Raw genomic sequence first — 21,365 nt, 5'->3', positions numbered from 1 at the left:
AGACATAATGTTATATATAAGTTTTTCTTTTGACTTAAACGACTGAGAAGTACATAATGGAATGTGTAAAATGAATGAGGTTCTAATATCTTCATTTGTGAATTAAAAAGTATTTTGATTAGAATGTTAAGTAGTATGAATGAATGTTTTGTAAAACATATCATGTAAAACTACAGATAATTTATGGGGTGAAAGTATGTTTAAATTTAGTGATGAAAAAGGCCAATTAAAATGCTCGTTTTGTGGTAAAACACAAGACCAAGTCCGCAAATTAGTAGCTGGACCTGGCGTTTATATATGTGATGAATGCATTGATTTATGTACAGAAATTGTTGAGGAAGAGTTAGGTTCAACAGAACAAGAGGAAATGACAGAGCTTCCTAAGCCTAAAGAGATCTGTGATATCTTAGATGATTATGTGATTGGGCAAGAAGAAGCGAAGAAATCTTTATCTGTAGCTGTTTATAACCATTACAAGCGTATAAATTCAAGCAGCAAAGAAGATGATGTAGAGCTATCTAAGAGTAACATTTTACTACTAGGTCCAACAGGTAGTGGTAAAACATTACTCGCACAAACAATGGCACGTATTTTGAATGTGCCTTTTGCGATTGCCGATGCAACATCACTAACTGAAGCTGGTTATGTTGGTGAAGATGTTGAGAATATTTTACTTAAACTAATCCAAGCTGCAGATTATGATGTTGAGAAAGCAGAAAAAGGAATTATCTATATTGATGAGATCGATAAAGTAGCTCGTAAATCAGAGAATCCTTCTATTACGCGTGATGTTTCAGGTGAAGGTGTTCAGCAAGCACTGCTTAAGATTCTAGAAGGAACACAAGCAAGTGTACCGCCACAAGGTGGACGTAAGCATCCTCATCAAGAATTTATCCAAATCGATACCACAAATGTGTTATTTATTGTAGGTGGCGCATTCGATGGCATTGACCAAACAGTTAAACGTCGTCTAGGTGAACGTGTCATTGGGTTTGGCTCAGAGTCAACTGGAGAACAGCTTGAAGAGTCAGAACTGTTGACACAAGTATTACCAGAAGACTTACTACGTTATGGATTAATTCCAGAGTTCATCGGCCGTCTACCAGTTATTGGTAGCCTAACGCCATTAGATGAAGATGCCTTAGTGGATATCTTAACTCAACCGAAAAACGCCTTGTCAAAGCAATATGAAAAACTATTCGAAATTGATGGCGTTGAATTAGAATTGCAAGATGATGCGCTTCGTGCGATCGCTAATAAAGCAATTGAACGAAACACTGGAGCGCGTGGTTTACGCTCAATTATTGAGGACATCATGCTTGATGTGATGTTCGAATTACCATCTCGTGATGATATTGAGAAATGTATTATCACACGCGAAACAGTCGAGGGCGAAAATGGTAAGCCAACGTTAGTCCTAAGTGACGGTACAGTGGTTGATCAAAACAAAGAAACACCTAGAGAGAGCGCATAAAAACGAATCATGATGGTTGGCTAGCTTGAGGGTACTCTCCTCGTTTAGGTGAGAGTACCCTCTTTGTGTATGACCTATCATGAAATGAACAACAAACGTGTAAACTACTGTTATAATCGTGGCTTCTGTAAGTTCTGTCATAGAAGTTGCGACCGTATTCGGAGGTGCAAACAATGAATCAAGATCATGAAACGATTATTCCTTTATTACCACTTAGAGGTGTGGTTATTTATCCTTCAATGGTTCAACATTTAGATGTAGGTCGAGAGCATTCTGTCAAAGCGTTAGAAGATGCCATGATGTATGATCAAAAATTATTACTCGTAGCTCAACGCGATACATCTGTTCAAACGCCAAATCAAGATGATCTATATGAAGTTGGAACAATCGCTTATATTAAACAAATGGTGAAATTACCAAATGGGACAAGCCGTATATTAATTGAAGGTTTAGAACGCGCGACGCTTAAGGAAATCAAACAGGCAGATCCTTTCTTTACAGTGACATATGAATCAATACATGATGAACATGGTGATGACACTGAAGAACAAGCTCAGATGCGTATGTTAATTAACCAATTTAGTGAGTATACAAAGGTTTCTAAAAAGACAAAAAGTGAAACATATGACACTGTAAAAGACATTGATGAATCGAGTCGTCTTGCTGATATAGTGACTTCACATTTGTCCCTTAAAATTGAACAGAAACAGCACGTTTTAGAGACAGCTTATGTTCCAGATCGACTCGACTATATTATCCAAACCATCCAAAATGAAAAAGAAGTTCTTTCGATGGAGAAGAAAATTGGTCAACGTGTTAAACGATCCATGGAACGAACTCAAAGAGAGTATTATTTGCGAGAACAATTGAAAGCCATTCAAAAAGAGCTTGGAGAACGTGATGGTAAAACAGGTGAAATTGATGAGTTAAAAGAAAAAATCGAAGAAGCTGAGTTGCCTGAGCGTATCGAGGAAATAGCACATAAAGAATTGAATCGTTATGAGAAAGTTCCTCAAAGTTCAGCTGAAAGTTCTGTCATCCGGAATTATATTGAATGGTTGGTTGAATTACCCTGGACTAATGAAACTGAAGATAATTTAGATGTACAACGTGCAGAGCGTGTTTTAGATGAAGATCATTATGGTTTAGATCGTGTGAAGGAACGTGTACTGGAGTACTTAGCCGTTCAACAATTGACGGATTCAGCTAGTGGTCCGATATTATGTTTGGTTGGACCACCAGGAGTAGGTAAGACGTCACTAGCTCAGTCAGTCGCTCGTTCAGTTGGTCGAGAATTTGTTAGAGCTTCACTTGGGGGTGTCCGTGATGAAGCAGAGATAAGAGGACACCGTAGAACCTATGTCGGAGCAATGCCAGGACGAATTATGCAGAGCATGAAATCAGCTGGCACCGTTAATCCAGTCTTTTTATTAGATGAAATCGATAAAATGGCAAGCGATTTCCGTGGTGACCCATCTTCAGCAATGTTAGAAGTTTTAGACCCTGAGCAAAATGATAAATTTAGCGATCACTTTATCGAGGAACCTTATGATCTATCGAAGGTGATGTTTATAGCAACTGCAAACAATTTATCCACTATTCCTGCACCCTTATTAGATCGTATGGAAGTGATCTCCATTGCGGGTTACACGGAATTGGAGAAGTTGCATATTGCTAAAGAACATTTAATTATAAAACAACTCGAGGAAAATGGTTTATCAAAGTCACAATTACAATTCCGTGATGATGCTATCTTAAAACTTGTCCGGATGTATACGCGTGAAGCGGGTGTGCGTAATCTTGAACGTGAAATAGCTTCTGTTTGTCGCAAAGCAGCTAAGAAAATTGTTTCAGAAGAGAAGAAACGAGTGGTTGTAACTGAAAATCAACTCGAGACATTACTTGGCAAACCGAAATTCCGATATGGACAAGCTGAACGTGAAAATCAAATTGGAACAGCGACAGGATTAGCTTATACCCAAGCGGGTGGCGATACATTAGCGATTGAAGTGTCGATTGTACAAGGAACAGGTAAATTAACTTTAACTGGTAAACTTGGCGATGTCATGCAAGAATCAGCTCAGGCTGCATTCAGCTATGTTCGTGCAAGAGCGGATGAGTTTGAACTAGAAAAAGATTTTTATGAAAAGTATGATGTCCATATCCATATCCCAGAAGGGGCTACGCCGAAAGACGGGCCATCTGCAGGGATCACGATTGCAACTGCCTTAGTGTCAGCTTTGACTAATCGCCCTGTAAGAAAAGAAGTAGGAATGACAGGTGAAATCACCTTGCGAGGACGCGTTCTACCAATTGGTGGTTTAAAAGAAAAATCATTAAGCGCCCACCGTGCAGGGTTAACCACAATTATAATGCCTGCTCAAAATGATAAAGATTTAGAAGATATTCCAGAAAGTGTCCGTGAACAGCTGACATTTATTCAAGTGAGTCACTTAGATGAGGTTTTAGACCATGCGTTACTCGCAAAGGAGGCAATATGATGAAAGTCAATCATGCAGAAATCGTCATAAGTGCTGCTAGTAAAGCTCAATATCCTGAAGATGAAAAGCCTGAAATTGCGTTAGCAGGTCGGTCGAACGTAGGAAAATCCTCATTTATTAATAAAATGATCCAACGTAAGAACTTAGCTCGTACGTCAGGTAAACCTGGCAAAACGCAAACGCTAAATTTTTATAATATTAATGATGCATTTTATTTTGTAGACGTACCTGGCTATGGTTATGCCAAAGTTTCTAAACGTGAAAGAGAAGCTTGGGGTCGTATGATGGAAGAATATTTTCAGACGCGTGAGACGCTTCAAGCGACCGTGCTAATTGTGGATTTCCGTCATCCGCCTACTGAAGATGATTTGATTATGTATGATTACTTGAAGTACTTTGACTTACCAGTGATTGTGATCGCAACGAAATTAGATAAGGTAAAGAAATCTCAGCGTGATAAACATCTTAAAACGGTAAAAGAAGAATTAGAGCTGGAACCAGAAGATGTCGTGATTCCATTTTCAGCGGAAACTGGAGAAGGAAAAGACCAAGCTTGGCAGACATTGAAACAGTATTTATAAGTGGAGATCCCGAAGACTGATTCGGGATCTTTTCGTGTCTTCATTGGATTGTCACAAAATTAATGGTGAATTGTGATATAGCTCAATTTATTTAGACTCATTCGATTTTATAATAGACGTATGAGATTGAATTATTGTTAGGATAGGAGTTGGATTATATGAGGTTTTTATATGTCGTTGTGGTGATTGCTTTTATTGATACTTTTATTCAACTTCCTATTATGACACCTTATGCATTAAGTTTAGGAGCAAGTGAAACATTGGCAGGTATCATTGTTGCGATGTATTCCTTATCAAATGTTTTAGGTAATATGATCGGTGGTTATTGGGTGGACAGGATCGGAAGAAAACCCGTTATAGTCATAGGCATGGTTTTGGTAAGTTTAACACTATTCTTCTATCCCTTAGCTGTAACTGGTGATCAATTATTATGGATTCGTTTTATTCATGGGTTGTTCGGAGGCTTGCTAGTACCTGCAGCTTTTGCATTAATTGGTGATTGGGCAAAAGAAACTGGAAATAAAAAAGTAATGGCATTCGCTGGTGGTTCGATAGGGATTGCGGCGATTGTTGGACCTGCAGTAGGTGGTGCTTTGGCAGCAGCAGGTCAAATTATTTATGTATTTATATTAGTGGCGATTGTGTTTCTTATAACAGCTGTGTTAAGTATTCGCTTTGTTAAATCATCATCCCATGTTCAGGAAGGGAAGACTTTAGACCGCAGTACCTTACAAGCGATCTTAACTAATCGTGGAGTCTTAAAAGCATCTACAGTCGCATTCACATTAATGTTAAGTAATGGGACGCTAGCATTTGCTTTACCAATTTTGGTTGATCAATTTCAATTAACGACGGTCGTTACTGGTTTACTATTGAGTTTATTCGGTATTACAGCATTATTCATTTTTATGACAAGGTTAAATATAGTATTTGTTCGATTTAACCCATTCACCCTTGTCTTCGCAGGACTAAGCATCATTGCATTATCTATGGGGGTTTTACACTTTGCGTTTAATTTATGGATGCTTATAGTGGCTATGGTTGTTTATGGAATAGGGTTCGCCTTTATCTTTCCATCCATGAACCAAATGATCACCAATAGTACGGATGAAACCTTACGCGGAAAAGCATATGGCTTGTTCTATAGCTGTTTTTCACTTGGGGTTGTTGCTGGATCAAGTGTATCAGGCTTTGTACAGCAAACATGGGGCATACCCTTCATCTTCTGTGTAGGCCTAATCATAGTTAATTTAATCATCCTACGGCAATTGAATAAAAAATAATTTGTTTCGTTCTGTTAAAGTTTAATGTTGAGTTTAAATGATGTAGCACTTAGTTGTTGAATTGTGAGGAGCGAAGGTGGCGACTCCTGGTCGACTAAAAGCGGTCACGTCCTGTGACCAACGTCGACATTAGGCCGTCCGGGCCGTCACGGGAATAGCACGAGTCTCGAGACCCCCAGAGGCCCACAGGATGTGGGTCACTTCGGCGTTTGTGATTGACGTCCGGCACTTAGCCGAAGTTCCTTTAGTTGCCGAGGAGGCTCGAGCCGTGCCCCTGCATAGAAAACACTGTGAAAAACGAACGTAGTGAGATTGAGCAGATGTTGCACTTGTGCCCTATGGGTAAAAGCGTCCGCCGAGAGCGGATCGCAATATCAACAACGGACATTAACAAAGCTTATTTCTTAAATAACATAAAGAATCCAATGATGATTAAAAGAATTGGCCAAAATTGTTCAATCATATTAAAGACAACATCTAACCAGCCAAGCCATGTAGGCATAGCAAACGCTGATAATGCTAAAAACGAAATCACAATAAAAATAATACCAATAATCGTGCCTTGTCGCTTTTTCTGAGCTCGTAAAATAAATGCAATACCAATGATTAAGGTGTACATCCCCCAGTGATCAATCCAATTAACTTGATGTTGTAACAGATGAAAATGAATACCTAAACCGAACAAGATTATCCCAGGCAATATATTGTCATGTTGATTATTGCCATATGCACTAAATAAAAACGCGACACCTAAGATCACTAATATAGAAGGCCAATTACCAAATTGTGATAAAATAGGTATATCATATTGCTGAATGAGGAAATATAAACCGAAACCAATTAAAGTGATAGCTAAAAATGACTGCGATTGTTTCACGATATAAGTCTCCTTCATAGTTAAATTGCTTGAAGCATCATGTCGAATGTGATAGTCTACAAATAGTTATTAATAATAATTCTAAAGAAATAATAGAACAAAATTTCATAAATTGTTCATCTGCTTTTAGTTTAATTGATATGAGCAGTTGTTACAATGTATTTAGACGTAGAGAAATGAATCAAGGGGTGACATACATGCATTTTCTTGTATTGACAATGAATTATCGAACAGCCCCAATTAACATAAGGGAAAACTTAACTTTTCCTGATGATCAACTCAGTGAAGCCATGTATCAGCTAAATGAACAAAAAAGCATTTTAGAAAACGTGATTGTATCAACATGTAATCGTACAGAATTATACGTTGTTGCCGATCAGTTGCATACTGGTCGTTATTATGTGAAGAAGTTTTTAGCTGATTGGTTTTCAATGGATGTTGATTATATTGGTAATTTCATTGACATGAAAGAAGACAATGAAGCCATTGAACACCTATTTAAGGTAGCTGCGGGATTAGATTCAATGGTATTAGGGGAAACACAAATATTAGGACAAATCAAAACGGCATTTAAACGCGCGCAACAAGATGATGCGTCTGGTTTGATGTTTAATCAATTATTTAAACAAGCTATTACTAATGCTAAACAAGCTCATAAAGAAACAGGCATTGGACAAAATGCTGTTTCAATTAGTTATGCTGCTGTCGAATTATCTAAAACGATTTTTGACAACCTAAAAAATCAACATGTGGTTATTTTGGGTGCTGGAAAAATGGGAGAGTTAGCTGTTCAGAACCTATATGGTTCAGGTGTTAAAGACATTACAGTTGTTAATCGTACTGTTGAAAAAGCTGAAGAAGTAGCAGCTAAATTCTCTGGACAAGCTCGTTCAATGGATGAATTGGACACGGTTTTAAAAGATGCTGATATTATGATTACTTCAGTAGGTACAGATGATTATATTTTGAATAAAGATTTTATTAAACCTATGTTGAAGTCACGTCATGGTAAACCGTTGTTTATGGTTGATATTGCTGTTCCACGGAATCTTGATCCAGATATTGAGGAATTGGATGACATTTTCCTATACGATATCGATGATTTACAAGGTATTGTTGATCATAATTTATCGGAACGACAAGAAGCGGCACAAGAAATTCATCAAATGATTGAATCAGAAATGAATGAATTTAATGAATGGATTAAAACATTAGGTGTTGTACCAATTATTTCAGCATTACGTGAAAAAGCATTAACCATTCAACAAGACACAATGGCATCAATCGAACGTAAAATGCCAGATTTAACAGCAAGAGAGAAAAAAGTATTAAACAAACATACGAAAAGTATTGTCAACCAAATGCTTAAAGAGCCGATCTTACAAGCGAAAGAAATGGCTGGTGAAGAACACGCTGACGATATGTTGAAATTATTCGTTCGTGTGTTTGGAATTGAAGAGGAAGTTGAACAGGAAATTAAAACTCAGAGTAACAAGCACCAAAGCCACAAATCAGTCAATCAATCACTTCCTATTGCACAATTTGTTAAGGCAATGCAATAGATGAGAGAGGGGTTCTCTCATGGCTATCTTAGAACAAATTAGATTATATGAAATCATTGTCTTATTATACGGGCTAAGCTTAACGTTGTATTTCTATGATTTTGTTGAACGGAACCGGAAGGCGAATCGTTTCGCCTTCTGGTTACTTTTATTCGTTTGGATTTTGCAAACAGGTCTTTTATTTAGCAATATATATTTAAATGGATTTATTGCCATGTTTAATGGTGTTGAGGGTTTATATTTTTACGCTTGGTTAATATTGTTAGTATCGATTGTTGTAAACTATTTCTTCAAAGTTGATTTAGTTGTTTTTATCGTTAACTTAATCGGCTTTTCATTAATGGTATTATCGATTTTAAATATAGCTTCAAGTGACGCTACAGCCGCGACAGATTACATTATTAGTGAAATTCTTGTTTCCCATATCGTTTTAGCTTTTGTTGCGTATACGCTTTATACATTATCATTCGCATTCGCTACGCTGTATTTAATTCAGTTTTACCTGTTAAAAAGAAAAAGATGGCGTCAATTAGTTAAACGAATTGGAAATTTAGCTCAGCTTGAAAAGATATCTTTTCTATTAACAGTGTTTGCAACGCCGTTGTTGTTAATATCACTCATTTTAGGTGTGTTATGGGCATACACGGCAGATGATCTGTTTTATTGGATTGATGCTAAAACAGTTGGGTCATTTGTTGTGATTGGCATTTATTCAATAATTCTTTATATTAGAGTTAGACATAAATTAATCGGGAAAAAGATAGCAAAATGGAATGTTTTTGCGTTCTTATTTTTATTTTGTAATTATTTAATTTTATCGATGTTGTCTAACTTCCATGGTTTATAAATAAGGAGGCTATCAAGTGCGTAATATTATTATTGGTTCAAGACGTAGTAATTTAGCAATCACTCAAACAGAATGGGTGATCGATCAATTAAACAAAGTATCAAATGACTACAGTTTCGAAATTAAGAGAATTGTCACGAAAGGTGACCAAATATTAGATGTGACACTATCAAAAGTTGGCGGAAAGGCCTTGTTCGTCAAAGAAATTGAACAAGCTATGTATAATCATGAGATCGATATGGCTGTTCATAGCATGAAAGATGTCCCTTCTGAAGTGCCAGAAGGTTTAATGATTGGCTGTATACCTGACCGAGAAGACCACCGCGATGCATTTATTTCAGAAAATCATGTTAAATTAGATGATTTAAAAGAAGGTGCGTTAATTGGAACAAGTAGTTTACGTAGAGGTGCACAATTACAAGCATATCGACCAGACTTAAGAGTTCAATGGATTCGTGGTAATATTGAAACGCGCTTGCGTAAATTGCAAGAAGAAGATTTTGATGCGATTATATTAGCGGCTGCAGGGTTGAAACGAATGGGCTGGTCTACTGAACTTGTCACAGAATTCTTAGAGCCTGATGTATGCTTGCCTGCTGTAGGCCAAGGTGCATTAGCACTAGAGTGCCGTGAAGATGACGAAGATTTACGCCAATTAATTAGCCAGATTAATAATAATTATACAGCGAGAACTGTTTCTGCTGAACGCCAATTTCTAAGCCTATTAGAAGGAAGTTGTTCAGTACCTATTGGGGCATATGCTGTCTTAGAAGGAGAGGATGTCGTGTTACAAGCACTCGTTGCATCTTCTGATGGTAAAACAGTATTAAAAGAAACAGTTAGAGACCAAGACCCAATCGAAGCAGGACGTAAAGCTGCAGAACTTCTAATTGAACAGGGTGCTAGAGAACTTGTAGAACAAGCGAAGCGGGAGCTTGAAGAGTAGTGACAACTGGTAATCATAAGCGGCATGTCCTGCTATCTCGTTCTCTAGAGCATGCCTCTTCATTCTTGACGCTTCATGAATCAGGCGATTTCTATGTTGAAGGGGTGCCGTTAATTACGTTTGATTATGTTGAGCCTGTGAATTCGGTATCAACTGAGGAACAAATCAAGGAACATGATTGGCTTGTTATAACTAGTCATAATGGGATCTACTATTTCTTTAAGTGGCTTAAACAAATGAATATTTCTTCCCAAGTTCTGAAGGCTTTACGAATTGTGACTGTTGGTGAGAAAACAAGACAAACATTAGCGTCTTATGGATTTGAAGTAGATTTTATTCCTGATATTTATGATGCTGATTCACTGGCTCACGAATTAATTCACCATTATAAGGCTCAATATCCTTTGCTGATAAAAGGGACTAAATCTAGAGCTGTTATTGATGAAGCTTTAATTCACTTTAATATTCCTTTCCGCTCATTGGTTGTTTATAAGACAGTGACTAATTGGACTGAGCAAGAGCGAATAAAATACTTAATGGAAACAACAGTATTCGACGCTTTTGTATTCACATCTCCATCAACTATAGATGCCTTTCTGGACATGGTAGGTCCATTACAAGAGAAATGGACCTCTACGCCTTGTTTCGCTATTGGAAAGACGACTGCTAATTATGCAGAGCAAATAGGGTTTGAACGAGTTAAACTACCCAATACTTATACCTTAGAAGGACTTGCGGAAACGATTCAATACTTTTTTAAGGAGTGATAACATGACTGAATTACAATTTGATCGCCATCGACGCTTACGTCAAACGTCAGCATTTCGCGATCTTGTCCGTGAAACGCATTTACATACAGATGACCTCATTTATCCATTATTCGTTTTAGAAGAACAAGGAAAGAAGAATGAGGTTCCATCTATGCCAGGTGTCTATCAAGTCTCGATTGATCGTCTAGATGAAGAAATTGAGGAAATTGTATCGTTAGGGATTAAATCTATTATCTTATTTGGCGTTCCTAATCATAAAGATCACGTTGGAACTGAGGCTTACAATGATGAGGGTGTTGTCCAAATGGCAACGAAGCGGATTAAAACAATTGCTCCTCATTTGGTTGTAATGGCAGACACTTGCTTATGTCAATTTACTGATCATGGCCATTGTGGTGTCATCCATGATGAATATGTCGATAATGATGCTACTTTACCTTTACTCGTTAAGGCTGCTGTATCACAAGCAAAAGCAGGGGCAGACGTAATTGCGCCTTCGAATATGATGGACGGATTTGTAACAGCGATTCGTCATGGATTGGATGAAGCGGGTTATACGAATGTTCCGATTATGTCTTATGCAGTCAAGTATGCTTCAGCTTTCTATGGGCCTTTCCGAGACGCAGCTCATAGTTCTCCACAATTTGGTGATCGCAAGACGTATCAAATGGACCCAGCCAATCGCTTAGAGGCTCATCGTGAAGCTCAATCTGACGTTGAGCAAGGGGCTGATCTATTAATTGTTAAACCAGCTCTTAGTTACTTGGACATTATGCGCGATTTGAAGGATCGTTATGATCAGCCGATTGTCGCCTATAATGTAAGTGGTGAATATTCGCTAATTAAAGCAGCTGCACAAAATGGATGGGTGAATGAACAAGAAATCGTTCTTGAAAAAATCACCTCAATGAAACGTGCTGGTGCTGATTTAATTATGACGTACTTTGCAAAAGATATCGCAAGATGGTTGAATGAATAGTAGGAGGGTTCAAAATGACAAATCGATCAAAACAATTATTTGACGAAGCAGTTGAATTAATGCCAGGTGGCGTTAACTCACCAGTTCGCGCATTTAATTCAGTGAATGTTGACCCGATCTACATGGAAGAAGGAAAAGGGTCAAAAATAACTGACATTGAAGGTAATGAGTACATTGATTATGTGCTTAGTTGGGGACCATTAATTGTAGGACATGCCCATGAACAAGTAATGGAAACATTACAGCATGTGATGAAAAAAGGGACAAGCTTTGGTACGAACGTAGAGTATGAGAATAAATTAGCTAAACTGTTAATTGATCGCGTTCCATCGATTGAAATGGTACGTTTTGTGAATTCAGGTACGGAAGCAACAATGAGTGCTTTGCGTTTAGCACGTGGGTTTACAAAACGAAGCAAAATTTTGAAGTTCGAAGGTAATTACCACGGCCACGCTGATTCACTCTTGATTAAAGCTGGCTCTGGTGTTGCCACGTTAGGATTACCTGATAGTCCTGGTGTTCCAGAGTCGATCGCGAAAAATACGATCACAGTTCCATACAATGATCAAGAAAGCGTGAAGTATGCATTTGAACATTATGGTGATGATATCGCAGCAGTGATTGTTGAACCTGTATCTGGGAATATGGGTGTCGTGCCACCAGTCAATGACTTCTTACAGTATTTACGTGATATGACGAATGATTACGGTTCACTGCTTATTTTTGATGAAGTCATGACAGGTTTTCGTGTCGGTTACAACTGTGCACAAGGTCATTTTAATGTGACGCCTGATTTAACGTGTCTTGCAAAAGTAATCGGCGGTGGATTACCAGTCGGTGCTTATGGTGGTCGTCGTGATATTATGGAAATGATTGCGCCAGCGGGTGACATTTATCAAGCTGGTACACTGTCAGGTAATCCATTAGCTATGGCTGCTGGCTATGCGACGTTAAGTGAATTAACACCAGAATCTTATGATGAGATGAACAGGAAAGCAGATCGATTAGTTGCTGGAATTGAAGAAGCGGCTCAAGCCAATGAAGTTCCACTTTGTGTCAATCGCGCTGGTTCAATGTTAGGCTTCTTTTTCACTAATGAGAATGTAGTTGATTTCGATTCAGCTAAGACATCTGATCTAGAATGGTTTGCTGAATATTATCGTCATATGATTGAACAAGGTATTTTCTTGCCACCTTCTCAATTTGAAGGCATGTTCTTATCAACTGTACACTCGGATGAAGATATAGAACAAACGATTCAAGCAATCCAGTCCGCTTTTAAACATTACAAAAAGTAATTTATAGAAAGAAAATCATTCTAAATGGCATTCCCGAATCGATTTATACGTAATCGGTTCGGGAATTTTATATTTTTCGATTATTAATCGATTTAGTATAGGTTAACAGCTATTGTTTCAGAACGTTAGTTCGATATATAATATATTTGAAGACTTCGCATCATCCCCAGATTCCTACTTCACCACGCTTCAACCAATCATTTCAATAGACTTTATTTCAGTTAACTTATGAAAAATTTAATTTAGAAGGGGTTTTGTTTATACGATGGGACATGACATATACGGTGTTAATCAATCACAACAACAAATCGCTTATGCACGTTTTCACATGTTTAATGATTCTGCACACGACTTATATCAACTTTTAGACGCAAAAGAGTGTGACGGAGGTGTTAGTGGCATAGGAGCTAAGAAAACATTCTCGAAACAACAAATTGAGCAAGCATTGTCTCAACTTCAAAAGCGACTTGAACGTTTTAACCAGCAGTCCATTGACTTAGATGATCAACAAATTAAAAAGTTTCTAACGGATTGCTTGGAAACTGCAGAACAAGAAGGACAAGTGGAAGTTTGCTTTGCTTAATGTTCTTTAATTAATTCATTTATTGTGCCTATCGTTTAGATAATTGATGAGGACGATTAATGAACAGATGGAATTCCTTGATGTGAAGTCTTCAATCTTACAAATTGAAAATATTTATAAAGATTAACCCCTTAAAGCGCATAGTTTGTTTTCCATGCTAATACGTATTAAGTAATGGATGATTAAGTAGAGGGGGAAAACAATGAGTTCATTAGAAGGTGTACCTTATCAATTTGATGTGCAAGAACATATTATGTTTCGCCAAGGTGAAGAAATTGAAGATTTGTATAGCATTGCGATTGACCCAGATGTGAATGTGATTCATCAACAGTCAACAATGCAAATAAGAGGCGTTTTAATCGTGCATGGTGATTATTTAGCACGAGAAGTAGAACAGGAAGATACGATTGTGGTGGATGAAGATCAACAAAGTGTTCAGCAAGTTCGAGCGTTGGACAACGGATTTATGGAATTTCAGTACCCGATTCCAGTTGATATTTCAATACCTTATGAACGGGTCAACAGTGACGAAGGTGTAAATGTTATAGTTGATTATTTTGATTACGAAATACCTGAGCCTAAGACACTCAAGGTTTATACGACTATTCGTTTAGAGGGTACTCAAGTCATAGATACAAGTCGACAAGAGTCAGAAATCCTTGATGAACAAGAAACTACGGATTTTGAATTAAAGCAATTTCCCGTTATAGAGGAAGATGAGGACGAAACGCATGATGAAACTGAACCAGTATCTGAAAAACAAAATGATGAAAAAGAAAGTGGTCGCGATTTATGGCATAAGAAACAAACAACGTCATTAAAAGACTTTGTTAACCAACCTAAGAATAAAACAGAGGCACCAAAGGAATATGATAAAAAGGCTGAACCAAAGGATGAAAGTAAATCATCAAAAGAAGATGTAGACAGTGATTATGATGAAGATAAAAGCGACAATGATGACCATCAATCACCAGTTAAAAAAGGTCTAGACTATTTATCGAAATTTTTCAGAGAAGATGATGAGCGTCAGCAAGTTAAGATGACTGTTCGTTTTGTTCAAGCTGATGAAACATTATCATCAATAGCAGCTTCGTATGATATGTCCGTTCATCAGTTAGAACGCTTAAATAACATCGAATCATCTTTTGAATTAAAAGAGGGTGACGTGTTATTGGTTCCAACTCGGTCTGGATCATCATCCTATTAAATCCATTCTAAGTAAAAAGCAATAAATATACCCACGATTGCACCAGCAAGAAATACGTCCAGTGTTGTTGGAAATAATAAGGTACGTATTAATTGAAAGATCATGATCGGTAAAATGCAACGTTCGATTGTGAAAATACATTTTCTAAGCCAAGGTGGTAAACGATATCGATAAAATTGCGCCATTTTAGAAATCCCTCCTAGATATAATTTATGCGGCTAGAGACAAATTCGTGTAAAAGTAATTGACTAATCAAACAAAAATTGGGTACAATATAGACAAATTAAATCTCTGAAAAATACAAGTAAGAGAGGAGTACAGTGTTGTATCCGTTATAGAGAAGGAAGCCATGGCTGAAAGTTTCCTCGGCAATGCAAGCTGGAAGGTCGCTCTGAAATTTATGTAGTTTCTTTGAAACAAAGTAGAAGAAACCGGGAATACCGTTAACTTACTTGAGTGTATGAGGAAACCCCCTCATAAATTAAGGTGGTACCGCGAAATCGGCGTAATAGCTTTTCGTCCTTTTATAAGGATGAAAAGCTTTTTTTGTGGTTTATTTAGTTTATTAAAACTGTACATATCGTGAATAAAGGAGGATTTGGTAATGAGTGAAGGTCAAGAATTAAACATGGCACCAAAGTATAATCCGATAGAGGTGGAAAAAGATCGTTATCAGTATTGGGTTGATGGGAAATTTTTCGAAGCGAAAAATGATGAATCCAAAGAACCTTTTACAGTTGTTATTCCTCCTCCAAATGTTACAGGACGCCTACATTTAGGTCATGCATGGGATACAACACTACAAGATATTATTACTCGTTATAAGCGAATGCAAGGTTATGATGTCTTGTGGTTACCAGGGATGGACCATGCTGGCATTGCGACACAAGCAAAAGTAGAAGGAAAACTTAAGGAAGAAGGTAAAACGCGACATGACTTAGGACGTGAAGGCTTTCTACAACAATCTTGGGATTGGAAAGAAGAATATGCATCTTTTATCCGTTCACAATGGGAGAAATTGGGCTTAGGTGTCGATTATTCACGCGAACGTTTTACGTTAGATGAAGGTTTGTCTAATGCCGTTCGTGAAGTTTTTGTTTCATTATACGAACAAGGTTTGATTTACCGCGGTCAATATATCATTAATTGGGACCCAAGTACTCAAACTGCTCTATCAGACATTGAAGTTATATATAAAGAAGTCCAAGGTGCTTTTTATCATATGAAGTATCCACTTAAAGATGGTTCAGGACATATAGAAGTTGCAACGACACGTCCTGAAACAATGTTAGGTGATACGGCTGTAGCGGTGCATCCGGAAGATGAGCGTTATAATCATTTGATCGGTCAAAAAGTGATATTACCGATTATCGGTCGTGAGATGGAAATCGTGGGTGATGAATACGTCGATATGGAGTTTGGTTCAGGCGCTGTTAAGATCACACCAGCTCATGACCCGAATGACTTTGAAATTGGTGAACGTCACGATTTAGAGCGTGTTCTTGTGATGCATGAAAATGGAACGATGAACGAAAATGCAGCTCAATATGATGGCATGGATCGTTTTGAATGCCGTAAGCAAATTGTGAAAGATTTACAAGAGCAAAGTGTTTTGTTTGATATAGAAGAGCATGTACATCAAGTTGGCCATTCTGAACGTAGTGATGCTGTAGTTGAACCTTATTTATCAACTCAATGGTTTGTTAATATGAAACCTCTTGCTGATCAAGCCATTGCACTCCAGGAGACAGAAGATAAAGTTGATTTTGTGCCTGATCGCTTTGAAAAAACGTATCTGCATTGGATGGAAAATATTCGTGATTGGTGTATTTCCCGTCAATTATGGTGGGGTCACCGTATTCCGGCTTGGTATCATAAGGAAACAGGCGAATTATACGTTGGCCGTGCAGAACCAAGCGACAAAGAGAATTGGGTGCAAGATGAGGATGTATTAGATACATGGTTCTCATCAGCTTTATGGCCATTTTCTACTATGGGTTGGCCAGATGAAGAAAGTTATGACTTAAATCGCTATTTCCCAACAGATGTACTAGTAACAGGTTATGATATTATTTTCTTCTGGGTATCAAGAATGATCTTTCAAACGAAACATTTCATGGACAGTCGACCGTTTAAGGATGTTTTAATCCACGGCTTAGTTCGTGATGCAGAAGGACGAAAAATGAGTAAGTCATTAGGTAATGGTGTTGATCCAATGGATGTGATTGATCAGTACGGGGCTGACTCACTTCGTTATTTCCTAGCTACTGGTTCATCACCAGGTCAGGATTTACGTTTTCACTGGGAGAAGGTTGAAGCAACGTGGAACTTTGCCAATAAGATTTGGAATGCCTCTCGATTTGTCATTATGAATTTAGACGGTTTCCAATACGAAGATATTGATTTATCAGGTGAGAAATCAGTTGCTGATGAATGGATTTTAACGCGCTTAAATGAAACGATTGAACAAGTAACACATAACATCGATCGATATGATTTTGGAGAAGCGGGTCGTCAATTATACAACTTTATTTGGGATGAATTCTGTGATTGGTATATTGAAATGGCGAAATTACCACTATATGGTGATGATGAGAAAGCTAAAATAACAACGAAGTCTGTGTTGGTTAAGACGCTTGATGACATTTTACGTATGCTTCATCCGTTCATGCCGTTTATTACAGAAGAGATTTGGCAGCATATCCCGCATGAAGGGGAATCCATTACGGTTAAAGCGTGGCCGCAAGTTGATTCAACTTATAATAATCAGCAATCACGTGCAGAAATGGAACGCCTTGTATCAATTATTCGTTCGGTTCGAAATGTTCGTGCTGAAGTTGATACGCCAATGTCCAAAGAAATAAAAATTGCAATCAAAGCACAGTCTGAAGATGTTGTTAAGGAACTTGTACGAAATCAAGTTTATTTAGAGCGTTTCTGTAATCCTGAAGAATTAACGATTAAGACTGATTTAAAAGTACCTGAACAAGCGAAAAGTGCTGTCGTCACAGGTGCGGAGATCTATTTTCCACTTGAAGGTTTAATCGACATTGATGAAGAAATCACTCGCTTAAGAGAAGAACTTAACAAATGGAATAGTGAAGTTGAACGTGTTCAGAAAAAATTAGCGAATGAGAACTTTGTTAATAAAGCACCTGAAGCAGTTGTTCAAGAAGAGCGCGATAAAGAAAAAGACTATTTAGAAAAACAAAAAGCTGTTGAAGCACGTATCGCAGAATTAGAAAATGTGCGATAAAATGTTAAATGAGTTGCTATTCTTATTATAGAGTAGCAACTCATTTTTACATATTATAATTTGAAAAAAGGTGATGGAAATGGAAGCAACTGAAGCAATTACTTGGATTCATAAACAATTGCCGTTTGGAATTAAACCAGGATTAACAAGAATTAATATGCTACTCGATGAATTAGGAAACCCTCAGCATCAAATAAAAACAATTCATGTCGCAGGAACAAATGGCAAAGGATCTACCACTTCTTTTTTAAGCCATATTTTACGCGAAGACGGCTATGATGTAGGGACTTTCACATCACCTTATATCGAGACATTTAATGAACGGATTAGTCTTAATCATCAACCCATTAGTGATGGTGACCTGGTGCATTTGGTTGAACGAATTAAACCGCTATGCGAACAGATTGCAACGACAGAAGTAGGGCACCCAACTGAATTTGAAATAATTACAGCTATGGCATACTTATACTTTAAAGAAAAAGAAGTTGATTACGCGGTTATTGAAGTAGGTTTAGGTGGTCGTCTAGATTCAACAAATGTTATCCACCCTATCCTTTCAATTATTACGTCGATTGGATATGATCACATCGATATATTAGGAAGTAGTTTAGCTGATATAGCTTTTGAAAAAGCAGGCATTATTAAGTCGAACACTCCCGTTATAACGGGTGTTTCACAACAAGAGGCAATTAATGTGATTGATCAGAATGTACAATCCAATGGTGCTGATGTACTTAAGTTAGATCAGGATTTTAATGCCGAAGCGAAGACATCGGATCATCTAGTTGAAGTTTTTGACTTTGCTAATCATTATATTTCCCTAAAGGATTTAAAAATCCAATTATTAGGCTCCCATCAAATTAATAATGCATCTGTTGCAATTGAAGCGTACTTACAATTACTAAAGGTTGAAAATAGACATGTAGATTCAGATATCATTCGTTCGGGTTTGAAAAAAACCCGATGGCCGGGACGTTTTGAGGTTGTTCGACATAATCCTGATGTTATATTAGATGGTGCTCATAATGTTGAAGCTATTCAATCATTGATTGATACAATTAATCAAAAATATGATAAAAATAATGTTTATATTTTATGCTCTTTCCTAAAAACAAAACCAGTCGATCAAATGATGTCATTATTTTCAGAACAATTCTCACAAATTTTCTTGACAACATTTGACTTTAACAATAATTATGAGTATTATGAACTAAAAGAAAAGTATGAAAATGGAAAAACAATCATAATAGAAGACTGGGAAGTGGCTTATAAACAATTAATTAATCAAATGGAGTCATCTGATGCTCTAGTCATTACAGGGTCGTTATATTTTGTATCTGAGGTTAAACGTACAATGTTTTAATAGTAAGGTCGAAATCAGGGTTAAAGGAGCCTACATATGTCTGATAAGAAAAATATTAGTATTTGGCTGATTTGGTTGGCCATTTTTCCGCCATCTATGATTTATCTTTATTTTACTATTGAGCCGAATTTTACTGGATATTGGTTCGACATTATTGCTTTTGCGATTGTTATGTGTGCTGTGGCAGTTTTTCCGATTCAAGTCGGTTCAATTACGATATTCTTTATAAATGGTGTTAGTTTTGCGGTGTTCTTATATTTTGGCCTGTTTGCTGAAATCATTCTAACTCAATTAGCATTAATTGCTCTATTCATAAAGATTCGTTTAAAGAAAACAGAGTTTTACCGAATAGCGACAAATTCGACGATGTTATTTTTGACGTCCATATTTGCCGCAGTTGTTTATTATGCATTGGGCGGAACTCATGGCGTTTTAACATTAAATACCATGGATCAAATCATACCTTTAGTGGGTTATATAATCGGTTCTATTGCAGTGAATCAAATCTTGTTAGCGCTTATTGATGTTTATGTAAAAGGGAACAAGTTCGAAGGTGTTCCTAGATCATTATTAGTCGATAGTGGCGTGACAGCCATGATTTTTCCGATAGGTTTGATTTTGTATATTCTTTATTTACAAATAGGCCTTGCAGCCATACTCATTGTTGGATTCCCAGCTATTCTATTATCAGTAGTCATTTCGACTCACCATAAAGGAAGACGTATTAATCGCTATTTACACGACACGAGTAATATTGGACACGAACTTTCTAAGAAGTTGAATGTTAAAGATGTATTAGATACCTTTGTGGCCAAGGTGCATGAATTAATACCTATGTCCTACATCTATGTATATGACATAACGAATTCATCTCGTTCAATGAACATGATTCGTTATGTTAGTGATGATGAATCCAAACAACTAGAAGATATTTCTTTAGAATATGGAGAAGGATTTGCTGGTATGATTTATCAAGACAAATCGCCTCATATTCTAGTTAAACGTAGTCAAATTGATAAGATTTCGAATTTAGAAATTCCTGATGAAGTTAATAGTGTAGTGGGCGTTCCGATCTTAAGAAATAATTTAACGGTTGGCGTTTTAGTCATAGCGTCTAAACGGAAACATGCTTATGAGAAATATCATCTTATGTTGTTAGAAATTTTAGGTAACTTCCTCTCAGTAGCGATCGAAAATGCTCGTCACTATCAATCAGAAAAGAATAAAAGCCAGCGTGACCGTCTGACAGGTTTATATAATTACCGATATTTTACTGAGCATTTAGAAAGTTATGCACTAGATTTAGAAGAGAAAGAGTCTACGGAAAAACTATCTGTCATTCTGTTTGACCTTGATTCATTTAAAAAATTAAATGATACTTACGGGCATGAGGCAGGTAATGAAGTGTTAATTGAATTAGCACAACGAATTGAAGCATTTGTAGGTGAACAAGGGCTCGTTGCGAGATATGGAGGAGAAGAATTTACTGTTTTAATCAAAGGATACAGCCATGAAGAAGCAGTTATGTTTGCGGAATCGATCCGTTCTATGATTTCTCAAGAGTCTTTTAATGTCAAAAGTCATATGCTTAAACAGGACGAACCAATTGACCTTTATGTTACGGCTAGTGTGGGTGTCGCAACTTATCCAGATCACTGCGAATCACCAGATGAACTAATAAGACAAGCAGATCGTTCTATGTATGTTGGTGCAAAACGTAATGGAAAGAATTGCGTCGCATCTGCTGAACAAGCAATTTAAAATGAACTGATTAAATGAACTTAAAAGGTTCGTTTAATCAGTTTTTTATTGTCCAAAATTGACGAAGTGCTTTGACA

Annotated in this window: 17 protein-coding genes and 1 other annotated feature; of the genes, 15 read left to right on the top strand and 2 right to left on the bottom strand. The window is 37.1% G+C overall.

What is annotated here, in order from left to right; all coding sequences use genetic code 11:
- Positions 1-196: 196 nt before the first annotated feature.
- The 4 genes from clpX (at position 197) to J2S77_RS03650 (ending at position 5,839) form a co-directional block, all read left to right on the top strand.
- A complete protein-coding gene (gene clpX, locus J2S77_RS03665) occupies positions 197-1,474 on the top strand; it encodes an ATP-dependent protease ATP-binding subunit ClpX (protein WP_306974738.1) in 1,278 nt (425 codons plus the stop codon).
- A 173-nt stretch (positions 1,475-1,647) separates the two neighbouring features.
- Entirely contained in the window at positions 1,648-3,975 is a 2,328-nt protein-coding gene (lon, locus tag J2S77_RS03660; RefSeq protein WP_306974735.1) for an endopeptidase La, read from the top strand.
- Positions 3,975-4,556: a ribosome biogenesis GTP-binding protein YihA/YsxC gene (gene yihA / locus J2S77_RS03655; protein ID WP_306974733.1), complete on the top strand. Its 582-nt coding sequence runs from the start codon at positions 3,975-3,977 to the stop codon at positions 4,554-4,556. Before lon ends, yihA begins: the two co-directional genes overlap by 1 nt.
- A 158-nt stretch (positions 4,557-4,714) precedes the next feature.
- A complete protein-coding gene (locus J2S77_RS03650) occupies positions 4,715-5,839 on the top strand; it encodes an MFS transporter (protein WP_306974731.1) in 1,125 nt (374 codons plus the stop codon).
- Between the two features lie 397 nt (positions 5,840-6,236).
- Here the strand turns inward: J2S77_RS03650 and J2S77_RS03645 are convergent, their stop codons facing one another.
- Positions 6,237-6,716 (bottom strand): LiaI-LiaF-like domain-containing protein, encoded by a 480-nt coding sequence (locus tag J2S77_RS03645; protein ID WP_306974728.1) that lies wholly within the window; start codon positions 6,714-6,716, stop codon positions 6,237-6,239.
- A gap of 197 nt (positions 6,717-6,913) precedes the next feature.
- On the opposite strand from J2S77_RS03645, the gene hemA reads away from it, so the two are divergent.
- The 8 genes from hemA to J2S77_RS03605 all read left to right on the top strand — a co-directional run bounded on the left by hemA (position 6,914) and on the right by J2S77_RS03605 (position 14,908).
- Positions 6,914-8,278, top strand: a complete 1,365-nt coding sequence (hemA, locus tag J2S77_RS03640) for a glutamyl-tRNA reductase (protein WP_306974726.1) — start codon at positions 6,914-6,916, stop codon at positions 8,276-8,278.
- 19 nt (positions 8,279-8,297) lie between these two features.
- Positions 8,298-9,125, top strand: coding sequence for a cytochrome C assembly family protein (locus J2S77_RS03635; RefSeq protein WP_306974725.1), 828 nt, complete (start codon positions 8,298-8,300; stop codon positions 9,123-9,125).
- A gap of 16 nt (positions 9,126-9,141) precedes the next feature.
- Positions 9,142-10,071 (top strand): hydroxymethylbilane synthase, encoded by a 930-nt coding sequence (gene hemC, locus J2S77_RS03630; protein ID WP_306974723.1) that lies wholly within the window; start codon positions 9,142-9,144, stop codon positions 10,069-10,071.
- Positions 10,071-10,838 (top strand): uroporphyrinogen-III synthase, encoded by a 768-nt coding sequence (locus J2S77_RS03625; RefSeq protein ID WP_306974721.1) that lies wholly within the window; start codon positions 10,071-10,073, stop codon positions 10,836-10,838. The genes hemC and J2S77_RS03625 overlap by 1 nt, the downstream gene beginning before the upstream one ends.
- 4 nt (positions 10,839-10,842) lie before the next feature.
- Positions 10,843-11,820 (top strand): porphobilinogen synthase, encoded by a 978-nt coding sequence (hemB, locus tag J2S77_RS03620; RefSeq protein WP_306974719.1) that lies wholly within the window; start codon positions 10,843-10,845, stop codon positions 11,818-11,820.
- Between the two features lie 14 nt (positions 11,821-11,834).
- Entirely contained in the window at positions 11,835-13,118 is a 1,284-nt protein-coding gene (gene hemL / locus J2S77_RS03615; protein ID WP_306974717.1) for a glutamate-1-semialdehyde 2,1-aminomutase, read from the top strand.
- A gap of 265 nt (positions 13,119-13,383) precedes the next feature.
- The gene (locus J2S77_RS03610) at positions 13,384-13,701 is read left to right on the top strand and encodes a hypothetical protein (RefSeq protein ID WP_306974716.1); all 318 of its coding nucleotides are present in this window, start codon (positions 13,384-13,386) and stop codon (positions 13,699-13,701) included.
- 202 nt (positions 13,702-13,903) lie between these two features.
- Positions 13,904-14,908: a LysM peptidoglycan-binding domain-containing protein gene (locus J2S77_RS03605; protein WP_306974714.1), complete on the top strand. Its 1,005-nt coding sequence runs from the start codon at positions 13,904-13,906 to the stop codon at positions 14,906-14,908.
- On the opposite strand, the gene J2S77_RS03600 is transcribed toward J2S77_RS03605, so the two are convergent.
- On the bottom strand, positions 14,905-15,093 hold the full coding sequence (locus J2S77_RS03600) for a YszA family small membrane protein (protein ID WP_306974712.1): 189 nt from the start codon (positions 15,091-15,093) through the stop codon (positions 14,905-14,907). The two genes, J2S77_RS03605 and J2S77_RS03600, sit on opposite strands and share 4 nt — an antisense overlap.
- A gap of 113 nt (positions 15,094-15,206) precedes the next feature.
- Positions 15,207-15,435: a binding site (T-box leader), on the top strand.
- 77 nt (positions 15,436-15,512) lie between these two features.
- Here J2S77_RS03600 and J2S77_RS03595 point away from each other — a divergent pair.
- From J2S77_RS03595 to J2S77_RS03585, 3 genes are all read left to right on the top strand, one after another.
- The gene (locus J2S77_RS03595) at positions 15,513-18,164 is read left to right on the top strand and encodes a valine--tRNA ligase (protein ID WP_306974710.1); all 2,652 of its coding nucleotides are present in this window, start codon (positions 15,513-15,515) and stop codon (positions 18,162-18,164) included.
- A 79-nt stretch (positions 18,165-18,243) separates the two neighbouring features.
- Positions 18,244-19,527 carry a bifunctional folylpolyglutamate synthase/dihydrofolate synthase gene (locus J2S77_RS03590; RefSeq protein ID WP_306974709.1) on the top strand — a complete coding sequence of 428 codons (1,284 nt, stop codon included), beginning with the start codon at positions 18,244-18,246 and terminating at the stop codon, positions 19,525-19,527.
- Between the two features lie 36 nt (positions 19,528-19,563).
- Positions 19,564-21,288, top strand: coding sequence for a sensor domain-containing diguanylate cyclase (locus J2S77_RS03585; protein ID WP_306974707.1), 1,725 nt, complete (start codon positions 19,564-19,566; stop codon positions 21,286-21,288).
- Positions 21,289-21,365 lie beyond the last annotated feature (77 nt).

It is taken from the genome of Alkalibacillus salilacus, assembly GCF_030812915.1.
In the GTDB taxonomy this organism is placed as follows: Bacteria; Bacillota; Bacilli; order Bacillales; family Alkalibacillaceae; genus Alkalibacillus; species Alkalibacillus salilacus.
Note: the sequence above shows the minus strand (reverse complement) of the source record. Positions and strands in the feature narration are given on the sequence as shown.

Coding starts and splice junctions, on each gene's coding strand:
- yihA (WP_306974733.1), top strand. CDS start 3,975: ATGAAAGTCAATCATGCAGAAATCGTCATAAGTGCTGCTAGTAAAGCT.
- J2S77_RS03590 (WP_306974709.1), top strand. CDS start 18,244: ATGGAAGCAACTGAAGCAATTACTTGGATTCATAAACAATTGCCGTTT.
- J2S77_RS03595 (WP_306974710.1), top strand. CDS start 15,513: ATGAGTGAAGGTCAAGAATTAAACATGGCACCAAAGTATAATCCGATA.
- hemA (WP_306974726.1), top strand. CDS start 6,914: ATGCATTTTCTTGTATTGACAATGAATTATCGAACAGCCCCAATTAAC.
- hemL (WP_306974717.1), top strand. CDS start 11,835: ATGACAAATCGATCAAAACAATTATTTGACGAAGCAGTTGAATTAATG.
- lon (WP_306974735.1), top strand. CDS start 1,648: ATGAATCAAGATCATGAAACGATTATTCCTTTATTACCACTTAGAGGT.
- J2S77_RS03585 (WP_306974707.1), top strand. CDS start 19,564: ATGTCTGATAAGAAAAATATTAGTATTTGGCTGATTTGGTTGGCCATT.
- J2S77_RS03635 (WP_306974725.1), top strand. CDS start 8,298: ATGGCTATCTTAGAACAAATTAGATTATATGAAATCATTGTCTTATTA.
- clpX (WP_306974738.1), top strand. CDS start 197: ATGTTTAAATTTAGTGATGAAAAAGGCCAATTAAAATGCTCGTTTTGT.
- J2S77_RS03610 (WP_306974716.1), top strand. CDS start 13,384: ATGGGACATGACATATACGGTGTTAATCAATCACAACAACAAATCGCT.
- J2S77_RS03600 (WP_306974712.1), bottom strand. CDS start 15,093: ATGGCGCAATTTTATCGATATCGTTTACCACCTTGGCTTAGAAAATGT.
- J2S77_RS03605 (WP_306974714.1), top strand. CDS start 13,904: ATGAGTTCATTAGAAGGTGTACCTTATCAATTTGATGTGCAAGAACAT.
- J2S77_RS03650 (WP_306974731.1), top strand. CDS start 4,715: ATGAGGTTTTTATATGTCGTTGTGGTGATTGCTTTTATTGATACTTTT.
- hemB (WP_306974719.1), top strand. CDS start 10,843: ATGACTGAATTACAATTTGATCGCCATCGACGCTTACGTCAAACGTCA.